Source organism: Curtobacterium phoenicis (assembly GCF_047238015.1).
In the GTDB taxonomy this organism is placed as follows: Bacteria; Actinomycetota; Actinomycetes; order Actinomycetales; family Microbacteriaceae; genus Curtobacterium.
This window is the reverse complement of sequence record NZ_JBDFLZ010000002.1, coordinates 1,494,096-1,508,245: the sequence shown is the minus strand read 5'-3', so window position 1 is coordinate 1,508,245 and position 14,150 is coordinate 1,494,096. Positions and strand designations below refer to the sequence as shown.

General features: G+C 71.5%; 12 protein-coding genes. 7 read left to right on the top strand and 5 right to left on the bottom strand.

Annotated elements, in window-relative coordinates; translation table 11 throughout:
• The 3 genes from ABC270_RS07395 to ABC270_RS07385 form a co-directional block, all read right to left on the bottom strand.
• The gene (locus tag ABC270_RS07395) at window positions 1-1,473 is read right to left on the bottom strand and encodes an aspartate ammonia-lyase (protein ID WP_402744371.1); all 1,473 of its coding nucleotides are present in this window, start codon (window positions 1,471-1,473) and stop codon (window positions 1-3) included.
• A gap of 191 nt (window positions 1,474-1,664) precedes the next feature.
• Window positions 1,665-1,961, bottom strand: a complete 297-nt coding sequence (locus ABC270_RS07390; RefSeq protein ID WP_412880185.1) for a hypothetical protein — start codon at window positions 1,959-1,961, stop codon at window positions 1,665-1,667.
• A 55-nt stretch (window positions 1,962-2,016) separates the two neighbouring features.
• Entirely contained in the window at window positions 2,017-3,273 is a 1,257-nt protein-coding gene (locus ABC270_RS07385) for an inorganic phosphate transporter (RefSeq protein ID WP_412880184.1), read from the bottom strand.
• 116 nt (window positions 3,274-3,389) lie between these two features.
• Between ABC270_RS07385 and ABC270_RS07380 the strand changes: the two genes are divergently transcribed.
• From ABC270_RS07380 to ABC270_RS07370, 3 genes are all read left to right on the top strand, one after another.
• Window positions 3,390-5,078 carry a cation:proton antiporter gene (locus tag ABC270_RS07380; RefSeq protein ID WP_412880183.1) on the top strand — a complete coding sequence of 563 codons (1,689 nt, stop codon included), beginning with the start codon at window positions 3,390-3,392 and terminating at the stop codon, window positions 5,076-5,078.
• Between the two features lie 124 nt (window positions 5,079-5,202).
• Window positions 5,203-6,741 (top strand): ABC transporter permease, encoded by a 1,539-nt coding sequence (locus ABC270_RS07375; protein ID WP_412880182.1) that lies wholly within the window; start codon window positions 5,203-5,205, stop codon window positions 6,739-6,741.
• Between the two features lie 178 nt (window positions 6,742-6,919).
• Entirely contained in the window at window positions 6,920-7,204 is a 285-nt protein-coding gene (locus ABC270_RS07370) for a hypothetical protein (protein WP_412880181.1), read from the top strand.
• Here the strand turns inward: ABC270_RS07370 and ABC270_RS07365 are convergent, their stop codons facing one another.
• Window positions 7,205-7,705 (bottom strand): 8-oxo-dGTP diphosphatase, encoded by a 501-nt coding sequence (locus ABC270_RS07365; RefSeq protein WP_412880180.1) that lies wholly within the window; start codon window positions 7,703-7,705, stop codon window positions 7,205-7,207. It abuts the gene before it with no gap.
• A 52-nt stretch (window positions 7,706-7,757) separates the two neighbouring features.
• Here ABC270_RS07365 and ABC270_RS07360 point away from each other — a divergent pair, with 52 nt between their 5' ends.
• Entirely contained in the window at window positions 7,758-8,108 is a 351-nt protein-coding gene (locus ABC270_RS07360; protein ID WP_290132328.1) for a tryptophan synthase subunit alpha, read from the top strand.
• A 90-nt stretch (window positions 8,109-8,198) separates the two neighbouring features.
• Window positions 8,199-9,089 (top strand): aminodeoxychorismate lyase, encoded by an 891-nt coding sequence (locus tag ABC270_RS07355; RefSeq protein ID WP_412880179.1) that lies wholly within the window; start codon window positions 8,199-8,201, stop codon window positions 9,087-9,089.
• 85 nt (window positions 9,090-9,174) lie between these two features.
• Here the strand turns inward: ABC270_RS07355 and ABC270_RS07350 are convergent, their stop codons facing one another.
• Window positions 9,175-10,374, bottom strand: a complete 1,200-nt coding sequence (locus ABC270_RS07350) for an amidohydrolase (RefSeq protein ID WP_412880178.1) — start codon at window positions 10,372-10,374, stop codon at window positions 9,175-9,177.
• Between the two features lie 180 nt (window positions 10,375-10,554).
• Between ABC270_RS07350 and ABC270_RS07345 the strand changes: the two genes are divergently transcribed.
• Entirely contained in the window at window positions 10,555-11,745 is a 1,191-nt protein-coding gene (locus tag ABC270_RS07345) for a Fic family protein (RefSeq protein ID WP_412880177.1), read from the top strand.
• A 188-nt stretch (window positions 11,746-11,933) separates the two neighbouring features.
• A complete protein-coding gene (locus ABC270_RS07340) occupies window positions 11,934-14,117 on the top strand; it encodes a S9 family peptidase (protein WP_412880176.1) in 2,184 nt (727 codons plus the stop codon).
• Window positions 14,118-14,150 lie beyond the last annotated feature (33 nt).

Sequence of the window (14,150 nt, the reverse complement as noted above, 5' to 3'; positions counted from 1 at the left end):
TCAGCGCTCCCGCGCCGCCTGGTCGAGCATCTCCTCGGTGACCACCGGGATCGCGCCCGTCGCCAACTCGATGCCCGACAGCCGCGCCGGCGACAGGACGCGCTGCACCTGGTCCTCCTCCATCAGCCCGGCCGCCGTGACGAGCGTCGCGATCGGCGTCGAGGTGGTCAGCGCCGTGTGCGCGATCGACGCCGCCGCCGCGTACCCGATGTACGGCGTCAACGCGGTCACGACGCCGACGTTCGTGTCCACCTGCGCCGCGAGCTTCGCCTCGTTCGCCTCGATGCCGGTGACGCAGTGCACGCGGAGGGTCTCGCAGCCGTTCGCCATCCACTGCAGCGACTGCATGATGGAGTGCGCGATGATCGGCTCGAAGGCGTTGAGCTGCAGCTGCCCGCCCTCGGCCGCCATCGTCACGGTGGTGTCCGCCCCGACGACCGCGAACGCGATCTGGTTCACGACCTCGGGGATCACCGGGTTGACCTTGCCGGGCATGATCGACGAGCCCGCCTGGCGTGCCGGCAGGGTGATCTCCCCCAGGCCGGCCTGCGGCCCCGAGGCGAGGAGCCGGAGGTCGTTGCAGATCTTCGAGAGCTTCGCAGCGCTGCGCTTCACCGTGCCGGACAGCGTCATGAACGCCCCGGCGTCGCTGGTTGCCTCGATGAGGTCCGGCGCGGTCACGACGTCGAGGCCGGTCGCGATCTCCAGCTGCCGCCGGACCTCGTCGCGGTACAGCGGGTCGGCGGTGATGCCGGTGCCGATCGCCGTCGCGCCGAGGTTCGTCTCCGCCAGCAGCGGCATGACCTTCGACAGCAGGAGGACGTCCTCCTGGATGGTGTGCGCGAAGCCGGTGAACTCCTGTCCGAGCGTCATCGGCACGGCGTCCTGCAGCTGGGTCCGGCCGATCTTCAGGACGTCGGCGAAGGCCCGTCCCCGCTCCGCGAACGCGTCGGACAGCGCCTCGAGCTGGGTGTTGAGCCGCCGGACGCCGAGGATCATCGCCAGCTTGATGCTCGTCGGGTACGTGTCGTTCGTCGACTGGCTCCGGTTCACGTGGTCGATCGGGTGCAGGTACGCGTAGTCGCCCTTCTCCCGGCCGAGGAGTTCGAGGGCGCGGTTCGCGAGCACCTCGTTCGTGTTCATGTTCGTCGACGTGCCGGCGCCGCCCTGGACGACGTCGACCACGAACTGGTCGCGGAGTCGCCCGTCACGGACCTCCTGCGCGGCCGCGTCGATGGCGTCGGCGCGCTCGCCGTCGAGTACCCCGATCGCCTTGTTCGCGCGGGCCGCTGCCTGCTTGACGGTCGCGAGGGCCTCGATGAGGTCCGGGTACACCGCGATGGGGACGGACGTGATGGGGAAGTTCTCGAGCGCCCGGAGGGTGTTGATCCCCCAGTAGGCGTCGGCCGGGACCTCTCGGCTGCCCAGGGAGTCGGTCTCGGTGCGGGTGGGTCGTGGTGCGTCGTTGCTCACCCGGCCCAGGCTAGTCCGAACCGTCCGGCCGGTCCTGGTGCGCGGCCGGGCGCGTTTCGACTCGCGCCCGACGCGACCCGGTGGCGGCCTGGAGGCTCGTGGCGGCGCCGCCACGAGCCTCCAGGCTGTCCCGGGGCCGCGTCAGCGAGCCGCAGTGCACGCGCAGGTGTGCTGCGGCTCCGCGACGCGGGTCAGTGGAACTGCGGGACGATGAGGTAGATGCCGTAGAGCACGGCGGCGGCGCTCACCGCGAAGCAGGCGATCGCGAGCGACCGGTACAGCCGGACCCCCGGCGGGGTTCGCCCCGGCAGCGGGAACCCGGCCGTGGCCGGGCCGACGGTGCCGTCGTCCTTGACCGTGTACTTGCCGGCGCGGGTGTCCGCGGCGCTCCAGAACCGGAGTCCGACCGAGTACACCGTCACGACGAAGCACGCGGCGACGACCGAGACGACGGCGACGCTGACGAAGGCCAGCCAGTCGATGCCCATCAGGCTTCCTCTCCGTCGACGACGGCCAAGCGGTACGAGTCCGAGGCGATGCGCATCAGCGACGACCTCCCTTGCGTGCGGCCATGCGGCGCAGGGTGCGCTCACGGCTCAGCTCGGCACGGCGGGCCGAGACCACCTCGGCGCGCTTCTTGCGCTGCATGTCGCGGCGCTCCTTGCGGGTGAGGACCGCGTTCGCGGCCACGTCCACCTCGATCGCGGCGGCCTGGTCGTGCGGCTTCCGGAGCGACCAGAGGTACAGCCCGAGGATCACCGCGGCACCGACGACGGCGTCGATCACGAGGCCGAGGACGCCGATGCGGGCGATGCCGGACGCGACCGCGCCGACCGCAGCAGCGGCGGGCAGCGTGATGAACCAGGCGATGACGATCTTGCCCGCGGTCGACCACTGGATCTTCGACCCGCGACGACCGAGGCCGGCGCCGATGATCGAGCCGGACGAGACCTGCGTGGTGGACAGCGCGAAGCCGAGGTGGCTCGAGGCCAGGATCGTGGCGGCGGTCGAGGCTTCAGCAGCGAAGCCCTGCGTCGCGCGGATCTCGGTGATGCCGGAGCCGAGCGTCCGGATGATGCGCCACCCGCCGGTGTACGTGCCGAGGGCGATCGCGAGGGCACAGGCCACGACGACCCAGAACTGGACGCCGTGGTCCGCCGACTGCGCACCGGACGCGATGAGCGTGAGCGTGATGACGCCCATGGTCTTCTGCGCGTCGTTCGTGCCGTGCGCGAGCGACACCATCGAGCTCGTGAAGATCTGGCCGAAGCGGAAGCCGCCGCGCTCGTTCGGGAACACCGGGCGTCGGGTGATCCGGTACGCGATGCGCGTCGACAGGAACGACACCAGCGCCGCGATCACGGGCGACAGGAACGCCGGGATGATCACGACCGTCAGCAGCGCCGCGTAGTTGACGGAGCCGAAGCCCGCGCCGACGATCGCGGCACCGATGAGCCCGCCGAACAGCGCGTGCGACGACGAGGACGGCAGCCCCCGGAGCCACGTGATCATGTTCCACACGACCGCGCCGATCAGCCCCGCGAAGATCATCTCCGGCGTGATCGCCACGCCGCCCGGCCCCTCGTTGATGAGGCCGTGCGAGATCGAGGTCGCCACGGCGGTGCTGAGGAACGCACCGACGAGGTTGAGCACCGCTGCGACGGTGACCGCGACCTTGGGCTTCATGGCGCCGGTCGCGATCGGGGTCGCCATCGCGTTGGCGGTGTCGTGAAAACCGTTTGTGAAGTCGAAGAAGAGGGCCAACGCGATGACCAGGACGACTATGAGTGTGATGTCCACCGCGGGAAAGTGTCCCAGGCGACCGGCCCGAGCACAAACCCTGCCGTTCACCTCGTGTCCACCTGTGCTGTCGATCCGTTCAGGAACGGAACCATTCCGATGACAGAATGTTCCTCATGGACCCGGTCGAACTGCTCATCCTGCTGATCGGCTCGCTGGCGGTGACGGGGTTCGCCCGGGCGAAGGGACTGCCCGCTCCCCTGCTCGTCACCGCCGTGGCCCTCGCGGCGTCGTTCATCCCCGGGCTGCCGCACATCGAGATCGACAGCGAGGTCATCCTCACCGTCGTGCTCCCCCCGCTGCTCTACTCGGCAGCGCTCGACGTGTCGTGGCAGAGCTTCCAGACGTCGATCAAGCAGATCCGACGGCTCGGCATCTTCCTCGTGATCGTCACGGCGCTGGTCGTCGGCGTCGTCGCGTACTTCCTCATCCCGGACATGACCCTGCCGGCCGCGATCCTCCTGGGCGCGATCGTCGCCCCGCCGGACGCCGTGTCCGCGGCGGCGATCGGTCGGAAGCTCGGGCTCCCCCGGCGTGTGATGACGGTGCTGTCCGGCAAGAGTCTCATCAACGACGCGGCCTCGCTGACGCTCGTGCGGGTGTTCACGCTCATCATCGCGGGGACGTCACTGACCATCTGGCAGGACCTCGGCATCTTCGGGCTCGCGATCGGCGTCGGCCTCGTGGTCGGCGGGGTGCTCGGCGTCCTCGTGCACTGGATCCGGATGCGGATCAACGACCCGGTGGTCGAGACGATCATGAGCATCCTGCTGCCCTTCGTCGCGTACATCGGCGCGGAGCACCTGTCCGGGTCCGGCGTGATCGCGGTCGTCACCGCGGGCCTCTACATCGGCTACAACTCGCCGAAGGAGGGCTACGCCACACGGCTGCAGGAACGTCCGCTGTGGACGAGCATCGACGTGATCCTCGAGGGCTTCGTGTTCGCCCTCATCGGCCTCCAGCTCAACGACGTGGTGCAGAAGCTGGTCGCGAGCGAGCGGAGCCTCGGCGAGACGCTGACCGCGGCGCTCGTGATCCTCCTCGTCGTGATCCTCGTCCGGCCCCTCTTCGTGTTCGAGTCCTACGTGCGCAACCGGATCAACGGACGCTGGCTCCGGCCCCTGCGCATCCGGCTCTCGCGCGGGCACCCCTCCCTGCGGTGGATCCGCGGTTCCGCGGAGCCGAAGCTCAACTGGCGCGAGCTCACCGTCATCTCGTGGACCGGCATGCGCGGCGTGGTCACGCTCGCCGCCGCGGTCTCGGTCGTGGCGAACCCGACGGAGATCCCGGCGCAGGACACCATCTTCGTGATCGCGTTCATCGTGACGGTCGGCACCCTCCTGCTCCAGGGCCTGACGCTGCCGTTCGTCATCCGGGCACTGAAGGTGCAGGACCCCGAGGAGGGCATCCAGGACGTCCGGAGCGAGATGCGGCTGAACGAGCGCACCACCCGCGCAGCGATCGACCTCATCGAGCAGCGACGGCCGGAGTGGGGCGAGCGCTTCGGGGTCGAGGCCACCGACGTGTTCGTCGCGCGGCTCAAGGCCCGGCTCGAGCGAGCGGCGGAGACGTTCCGGCAGGACGCCGTGGAGGAGGAGACCGAGGACCAGCAGCTGCCCTCGCGGCTCCGGGGCTCGCAGATGCAGGACATCCGGCGCGACCTGCTCGACCGGCGCCGCGAGATCGTGCTCGAGGAGCGCGAGAAGGGCAACCTCGACGAGGAGGTCATGCGTCGGGTGCTCGTGACGCTCGACGCCGAGGAGCTCGCGATGGACTCGGCACAGGCGTCCCGCAGCCGGAGCTGACCTCCCGCACGACCGCACGCACGGCACACCCGTGGCGGCCGGACCGCACGCACCGCGCCCCGGTCGCTGTCGGACGTCGCGGCGTATCCTGGCGCTCCGATCGAGAACAGGAGCACGTGGCCGAGTGAGCACCCCGCGGAACGACCTCCCCCAGAAGCGGACCACCCGCCCGTCGACCCGCGGCACGCGTCCCCGCCGAGGGTCGTCCGTCGCAGGACACCGTCGGGTCCGCCAGGCCCCCGTCCCCGAGCCGCAGCGCATCAGTCGGTACCGGCGGTGGTACGGCACGCTCCACCCGTCGCTGCAGCTCATCGGCCTGCAGCTCTGGATGCCGCTGTTCTTCATCGTCGGCTTCTGCCTCTGCTACGTGTTCGCGTTCCACGCACCGCACCCCCACGACGTCCCGGTCGCGCTCGTCGGCAGCGACCCGACACTCGTCGCAGCCGTCGGGAAGGCCCTGCCCGGCGAGTACGTCTTCCACGTCTACGACTCCCTCGCGAGCGCGAAGCGCGACGTCCTCGCCGGCAGCATGGCCGTCGCGTACGACCCGTCGGCGAACGAGTTCTACAAGGCCAGCGCCCATCAGTTCCAGGTCGCCTCACTCGTGCCCGCCACGCTGTCCGCGGTGATCGAGGCGGGCGGTGCCGCGGCACCGAAGGTCACCGAGCTCGCTCCGCTCCCGGCGTACGACGAGTACGGCACCGTGTCGATGTACGTCATGCTCGCGTGGTGCATCGGCGGCTACATGGTGGCGATGTTCATCGGGATCATGGGCGGCCCGCTCCGGCACCGCGTGCGCATGGCCGTGATCGTCATCGGCGGGCTCGTCATCTCGCTCATCACGAACACCCTCGCGGGCCCGGTCGTCGGCGCGATCCACGGGCACTTCGTCCCGCTCGTCCTCATCGCGTGGGGCTGGATCGTGGCGATCGGCCTCGCGGTCAACGGCCTGAGCTACTTCGCCGGCCGGTTCATCGCCGCTCCGGCCATGATCTGCTTCGTCTTCCTCTCGATGCCGTCCTCCGGCGGCGCCTACCCGAAGTGGTTCATGCCCGAGCCCTTCGCCTGGCTGAACAACGTCGTCGTCGGATCGAGCATGGTCGACATGATCAAGCACCAGATCTACGGGGTCGGGCCCGGACTCACGCGAGGGCTGATCACGATGGCCTGCTACGCCGCTGCGGGGCTCGTCCTCATGTACTTCGGCAAGATGTGGTGGGAGCACCGACGCATCCGCGCGATCGTCACCGGCAGGACGACGATGTTCCAGGACGCCCAGAACGCGAACCGGGAGTTCCTCGGCAAGCAGCGCGACCAGGAACTCGAGCGACACGGCCTCACCTCGACCGAGACGGGCACCCTGACGGTCCTGCGCGACGACGACTGGGAGGACGAGCGCGTCGGCGGTGACGTCTTCATGGGCGGCCGCGACGGGCTCGAGACCGAGACGACACCCACCGGACGGATCCCGGTGGTGCGTGCCGGCGAGCGTTCCGCTCCTTCCGGACGGCCGGGAGGCCCGACCAGCGGCCCGCGCACGCGTCCCGTCCCACGGGTGGACGGCTCCAGGGCGCCGGCCCGCTCCGACGCGCCGGCTCGCTCGTCCGCGCGGAGCGGCGGCTCCTCCGACGACCGCCCGCACGGACGGCACGCCGAGCGCTGACGCGCACGCCCCACTGCCCCAGCCCAGCGCCGCGGCCCGGTCGCGGCGGCCCCGTCCCGCGGACGAGTATCGCGCAGCCTCTCGGTCGCAGCGACCGCCGTCGCGATGACGCCGCGACCCTGCCCGAGCGTCGGACCGTGGGCACGGGCGGCCACCGCGCCGGGCGTATCCTGGGCGCATGAACCCGCGCATCGCCTGGCACCGCGTCCTCGTCACCGTCGTCGTCGTGTTCCTCGCCCTCGCGGTCGTGTTCTACGCGCTGAGCGTCTTCCTCGCACCCGACGGCCGGAACACCGCCGGACTCTTCGTCGGGTGGGCGATGTTCGCGATGATCGGAGCGATCGGCTTCGGCATCGTCGACTTCTTCGTGCGGCCGCTCGGTGGCCGCAGCGGCGATGCGGACGTCATGGCCGCGGCCGAGGAAGCACGGACGGGCAGCACCCGCACCCAGCAGGCGCGCTGATCACGCCCCGGTGAACCCCGCCACGGTCGCGTTGTCCTCCGCGAACGTGAACCGCGCACGGACGCGTCCACCGGCGAGCACCCCCGGCAGCCAGTACCTCGCGTCGTCCCACATCGCGTCGTAGGGCACGGCCCCCACCGGGATCCAGCGCGGCACGAGCTCGTCGCTGCCCGTGGGGTCCCCCTGCCACCGACGGCAGACGAAGACGTCCGACACCTGCGACCAGGACGGCCGGAACGGGAACCGGTAGTCCAACGTGCCCCGCGCCTCCAGGTCGTCGGGGTCGAGCCGCAGTCCGACCTCCTCGGCCACCTCGCGGACGGCCGTGTCGACCGCAGCCTCGCCGGGCTCGCGCTTGCCGCCCGGCCCGACCAGCCGACCGGTCCCGAGGCCGCGACGCTTCTCCCCGAGCAGCACCTCGGGGCCGTCAGCTCCATCGCGGAGCAGGTACACGACGACCACGGCCGGGTGCTGGATCGTGCGGTCGGCGCGTTCGGTCACGCCCCCAGTGTGGCGTACGCTCGTTGCATGGCAGGCGTGCTGCGGGGGCATCATGGCTGAGTCCCGCAGGTCGGGGCGCAGCCTCGAAGTGCTGCGTGCCGAGGCCGCCGAGGAGATCTCGATGCTCGTCGAGCACCGGAGCCGGCAGGGCGAGGACCCGTGGGACTTCATGCCGACGCTGCCGACCGTCGACGAGCAGGTCGTGCTGATCCTCCGGGCCGACTCACTCGAACTCGACGCCGCGATCGGCAAGCGGAGCGCCCAGTGGTCGATGCACCCGGCGTCCGGTCAAGGCACCGCGATGGGTGAGGAGTACCACCGCCTCCGCCGCATCGCCCTGCAGCACCCGGAGCTGACCGAGGCGGTCTGGAAGCTCATGGGTGCGCTGCCCGACGCGAGCTGACGGGCGCTGGCGGCGCCAGGCACCGTCCGGAGCAAGGGCCAGGCACGGGGTCCGGAGCGGGGGCCAGCCGCGCTGCGGTTGGATGGGGGCATGACCGAAACCGTCCTCGCGATCCTCAACCAGCCTTCCCGCGACGCCGCGCCGCACGACCCGGACGCCGACACGTTCTGGTTCGCCGCTCCGCTCGAGGAGCACGTGCAGGTGCAGGACCTCGGGATCATCCGCGGCGACGGCGTCTTCGAGACGATCACCGTGGTGGACGGACGACCGCAGGCGCTCGAGCCGCACCTCGCCCGGTTCGAGCGGTCCGCCCGCATGCTCGACCTGCCCGTGCCGGACGCCGAGGCCTGGCGTCGCACGATCGAGGCCGTGTGCGCCGAGCTCGACCCCGTCCGCGAGGGCTTCGTGAAGACCGTCCTCACCCGCGGCGTCGAGGGCTCCGACCGGCCGACCGGGTGGGCGTACGCGGCACCGTCGGGCGACCAGACCCCTGCCCGCACCGAGGGCATCTCGGTCGTGACGCTCGACCGCGGCTACCGGCACGACGTCGAGCGGACGTCCCCGTGGCTCCTGCAGGGCGCGAAGACGCTGTCCTACGCGGTGAACATGGCGGCGCTGCGCGAGGCCGACCGCCGCGGGGCCGACGACGCGCTCTTCGTCTCGACGGACGGCTACGTGCTCGAGGGCACCCGCGCGAACCTGATCATGTCCGTCGGCGGGCGGCTCGTGACGCCCCGCACCGACATCGGCATCCTCGCCGGCACCACGCAGGCCGACGTCTTCCGGTTCGCCGAGGAGGCCGGCATGGACACGTCCTACGAACTCGTGACGCTCGCCGACCTCGAGGCCGCCGACGCCCTCTGGCTCGTGTCGAGCGTCCGGCAGGCGGCCCCGATCCGGTCCGTGAACGGGGTCACCCGGGCGATGGACCTGCCGCTCACCGAGCGCATCAACGAGTTCCTGCTGTCGCGCGAGGCGTGACCGGTGCGGGTCGCGTCCGACGCGACCCGTGGACGGACCGGAGGCACGGTGCGGGCCCGCACCGTGCCTCCGGTCCGTCACTTGGTCACCACCGGTCGCTGGTGACGCCCTGCCCGTCGGCCCACTCGAAGACCTGGGCGCCCTCGATCCAGACGCGCGTCGCGCGGCTGGTCGCGGCGAGCGGGTCGCCGTCCCAGAGGACGAGGTCGGCGTCGTGGCCGACCTCGAGCCGGCCGACGCGGTCGCCGAAGCCGAGGATCTCCGCCGGGTTGACGGTGAGCGCCTCGAGCGCGGTCTGCCAGGGCAAGCCCTCCTTGACGGCGGCGGTGGCCTGGTCGACGAGCATGTTGATCGGCACGACCGGCGCGTCCGTCGTGATGGCGACGCGGACCCCGGCCGCGGCGATCGTGGCGAGGTTCGGGATGCCGCGGTCGCGGAGCTCCACCTTCGAGCGGCTCGTGAAGAGCGGTCCGTAGATGACCGGGATAGCCTTCTCGGCGAGGACGTCGGCGATCTTGTGGGCCTCGGTGCCGTGGTTCACGACGAGCCGGTAGCCGAACTCTTCGGCGAGGCGGATCGCGGTCGCGATGTCGTCGTGGCGGTGGGTGTGCTGGTCCCAGGCGAGCTCGCCGTCGAGCACGCGGACGAGGGTCTCCTTCGTGAGGTCGCGGGCGAACGGGTCGCCCTTCGCCTCGGCGGCGTCGCGAGCGGCGCGGTAGTTCTGCGCCTCGACGAAGGCGTCGCGGATGATCTTCGCGACGCCGAGGCGGGTGGACGGGGTCTGCCCCTTGCCGCCGTAGACGCGCTTGGGGTTCTCGCCGAGGGCGCTCTTGACGCTCACCGAGTCGGAGATGAGCTGCTCGTCGATCGTCCGGCCGCCCCAGGTCTTGATCGCGACGGTCTGGCCACCGATCGGGTTGCCGGAGCCGGGCTTCACGACGATGCTCGTGACACCGCCGGCGAGGGCGTCGCGGAAGCCCTCGTCCTGGATGTCCACGGCGTCGATCGCCCGGACACCGGCCATGTTCGGGCCGGTCATCTCGTTGGTGTCGTTGCCGGCCTCGCCGTTGGCCTCCTCGTGGATGCCGACGTGCCCGTGCGCCTCGACGAAGCCGGGGACGAGCCAGGCTCCGGCGGCGTCGACGACGGGCATGCCGTCCGGCGGTGAGACGTCCGGGCCGATGGCCGTGATCTTCCCGTCCTCGACGACGACCGCCCCGCCGTCGAACTCCGGGGAGGTGACGGGGACGACGTGGGCACCGGTGATGGCGAAGGAGTTGGTCATGCATGCCACGGTAGCGGCGCCCGTGCATACGACATCCGGATTCGTGGCGGCGTGCCCGTGCGCGGTCGTACCGTGCGGATCGTGCACCATCCGCTGACTCTCACCACCCGTTCGACACAGTCCGCGCATGCGCTGCCCTGCTCCACACAGGCGGAGCCGTCGCCCGCGGCGCGTGCCGGGGTGCGGGCGCTCGTGCCCTGGCCGGCGCACACGCGGGTCGTCGTGCCGTGGCGGACCCGTGCGCGCGGGCCGAAGGCCGACCGGATGCTGCGCGAGGTCACCGCATCCGTCCCGCCACGGATCGGAGCCGCGGAGTGGTCGCCCGGTGACGGCACCGGACAGCTCCTCGCGCACGCGGCACACGCGCTGCGCACCCTCGACGCGGAGCACGGGCACGTCCTGTCCGGGCTGTCGGCGATCCTCGTCCGCACCGAGGCGGTCGCCTCGTCGCGGCTCGAGCACGAGCACGCGACCCTCGACGACCTGGCACGCGCCTCCGTCGGCGGACGGGCGAACCCGAGCGCCACGCTCGTCGTCCGTGCCGGCGCGGCGCTCGAGCGCCTCGCATCGAGTGCCACGGACGGCGCGGTCACCGAGCAGGCTCTCCTGTCCGCCCACCGGGCGCTCATGGTCGACGATCCGGTCGATGGCCCGTACGCCGGGCGCTACCGCGACGTCCAGAACTGGATCGGCGGCGGCACCACACCGCGCCTGGCGACGTACGTGCCGCCGCCCGCCGCCGAGGTCCCGGGGCTGGTGCACGACCTGCTGGACTTCGTGCACCGTGACGACCTGCACCCGATCGCGCAGGCCGCCCTCGCCCACGCGCAGTTCGAATCGATCCACCCGTTCACCGACGGCAACGGTCGGATCGGCCGCGCGCTCATCGCCGCGGTGCTCCGTCGCCGGGGGCTGAGCGTGTGCGTCACGGCGCCGGTCGCCGTCGTGCTGGCCGCTGAGCGTGCGCGGTACTTCGACCTGCTCGCGGCGTACCGGGACGGCGACGTGGACGACCTCGTCCGCGACCTGGCGATCGCGGTCGGCACCGTCTGCGACGAGGCGACGGTCTCGGCCCTCTCACTCCGCGAGCACCGGGCGTGGCTCGACGGCCTCGGGCTCTCCCCTGCCCTGGTCGGCGTGCTCGCGGCGGAGCCGTCGGTGACCGAGGAAGTGCTCGACCGGTTGCTCGGCGACCGGGTGGACGCGGTGGTCCGGCGTCTGTGCGGTGCCGGCGTACTCCGACCGCTGACCGAACGGCGTCGGCGGCGGGTCTGGCGGGTGGAGGGCGTCGCTGCCGAGTACGAGGCCTTCGCCGCTCGGGTGACCGACGCCGTGCGGGCGCGGTCGAGAACACTCGGCCGGGTCGCGTGACAGTCGGGTGCGGCCGAGCGACCGGGCGGCCGGGCGGCCGGCGTCATGGCCGGCGCGGCCCGGCTGGGTTGCGTGACCACCGGCGCGCCCCGGGCCGTTCCGCGCGACCGCCGGCGCACACCGGGCCGTTCCGCGTGACCGCTGGTGCAGCCGGGTTGCGGCACGGCCCCTGCGCATAGGGTGGGACGGTGAGCAGCGAGCACGAACAGGCCACCCCGCCCACCGCCGCGAAGCGCCCGGTCACCCGGACGCACCACGGCATCGACTTCGTCGACGACTACGAGTGGCTCCGTGACAAGGAGTCCCCGGAGACGCTCGCGTACCTCGAGGCGGAGAACGCCTACACCGACGCCGCGACCGCGCACCTCGCCCCGCTGCGCGACCGGATCTTCGGCGAGGTGAAGTCCCGCGTGCAGGAGACCGACCTCTCCGTCCCCGTCCGGACGGGCGGGTGGTGGTACTTCACCCGTACCGCCGAGGGGTCGCAGTACGGCGTGCAGTGCCGGGCGCCGATCAGCGGTCCGGACGACTGGACGCCCCCGACGATCGAGGCCCCCGCCGACGGCGGGCCCGGCAGGCTCCCGGGCGAGGAGGTCGTGCTCGACGGCAACGTCCTCGCCGAGGGACACGACTTCTTCTCGCTCGGGTCCTACGACATCTCCGACGACGGCACCCGGCTGCTGTACGGCGTCGACGTCGCCGGTGACGAGCGCTACACGCTGCACGTGCGCGACCTGACGACGGGTGCGGACCTCAGCGACGAGATCCCGAACACCGGTGCCGGCGCCACGTTCGACCCGTCGGGTCGCTTCGTCTTCTACCCGACGGTCGACGACTCCTGGCGTCCGGACCGCATCTGGCGGCATGCCGTCGGCACACCTGCCTCCGAGGACGTCGTCGTGTTCGAGGAGTCCGACGACCGGTACTGGGTCGGTGTCGGCGTCACCCGCTCGTCGCAGTACATCGTCATCGAGCTCGGGTCGAAGATCACCTCCGAGGCGCTCGTGCTCGACGCGGCCGACCCCACCGGCGAGTTCCAGGTCGTCTGGCCGCGGCGGGAGGGCGTCGAGTACGAGATCGAGCACGCCATCGTCGGTGGCAGCGACCGGTTCCTCGTGCTGCACAACGACGGCGCCGAGAACTTCGAGCTGGTCGACGTCCCCGCCGACGACCCCACCTCGGAGCAGGACCGCCGCGTCGTCGTCGCCCACCACCCGGAGCGTCGGATCGAGTCGGTCGACGCGTTCGCCGGGCACCTCGCCCTCGAGTACCGGTCCGAGGCGCTGCCCCGCGTCGCGATCATCCCGATCGAGGACGACGGCTACGGCGACGCGCACGAGGTCCCGTTCGACGAAGCGCTCTTCTCCGCCGGTCTCGGCGGCAACCCCGAGTGGGAGCAGCCCACGCTCCGGATCGGCTTCACGTCGTTCGTGACCCCGTCCGAGGTGAGCGACCTCGACCTGGCGACCGGCGAGGTCACCGTCCTCAAGCGTCAGCCGGTGCTCGGTGGGTACGACCCGGCCGACTACGTGCAGGAGCGCGACTGGGCCACCGCGGCGGACGGCACCCGCGTGCCGATCTCGCTCGTCTGGCGCCGTGACGCAGTCGACGCCCGCCAGCCCGCTCCGCTGCACCTCTACGGCTACGGGTCGTACGAGCACTCGATCGACCCCGGCTTCAGCGTCATGCGGCTGAGCATGCTCGACCGGGGTGTCGTGTTCGCCGTGGCCCACGTGCGCGGCGGCGGCGAGATGGGTCGGCACTGGTACGAGGACGGCAAGACCCTCACGAAGAAGAACACCTTCACCGACTTCGTCGCGGTGGCATCGCACCTGATCGACAGTGGGCGCACGTCCGCCGACCGGCTCGTCGCCGAGGGCGGGAGTGCCGGTGGACTCCTCATGGGCGCCGTCGCGAACCTCGCTCCCGAGCGGTTCGCCGGCATCCTGGCGGCCGTCCCGTTCGTCGATGCGCTGACGAGCATCCTCGACCCGGACCTGCCGCTGACGGTGATCGAGTGGGACGAGTGGGGCGATCCGCTGCACGACCCCGAGGTCTACCGGTACATGAGCGAGTACTCGCCGTACGAGAACGTCCGCGACGACGTGCAGTACCCGAAGATCCTCGCGGTGACCTCGATCAACGACACCCGGGTGCTCTACGTCGAGCCCGCGAAGTGGACGGCGCGTCTGCGCGAGGTCGGTGCGCCGGTGCTGCTCAAGACCGAGATGGCGGCGGGGCACGGCGGCGTGAGCGGCCGCTACGACTCGTGGCGGGAGCGGGCGTTCGAGCTCGCGTGGCTGCTCGACACGCTCGGGCTGGCCGAGGTCTCCCCGGCAGCGGCTGACGCCGAGCCGATCGCCGCCGGCTGAACGCTGTGCCGGTGCCCATGCCGCAGGGCTGGG

Coding starts and splice junctions, on each gene's coding strand:
- ABC270_RS07390 (WP_412880185.1), bottom strand. CDS start 1,961: ATGGGCATCGACTGGCTGGCCTTCGTCAGCGTCGCCGTCGTCTCGGTC.
- ABC270_RS07380 (WP_412880183.1), top strand. CDS start 3,390: ATGGACCCGGTCGAACTGCTCATCCTGCTGATCGGCTCGCTGGCGGTG.
- ABC270_RS07370 (WP_412880181.1), top strand. CDS start 6,920: ATGAACCCGCGCATCGCCTGGCACCGCGTCCTCGTCACCGTCGTCGTC.
- ABC270_RS07360 (WP_290132328.1), top strand. CDS start 7,758: ATGGCTGAGTCCCGCAGGTCGGGGCGCAGCCTCGAAGTGCTGCGTGCC.
- ABC270_RS07355 (WP_412880179.1), top strand. CDS start 8,199: ATGACCGAAACCGTCCTCGCGATCCTCAACCAGCCTTCCCGCGACGCC.
- ABC270_RS07350 (WP_412880178.1), bottom strand. CDS start 10,374: ATGACCAACTCCTTCGCCATCACCGGTGCCCACGTCGTCCCCGTCACC.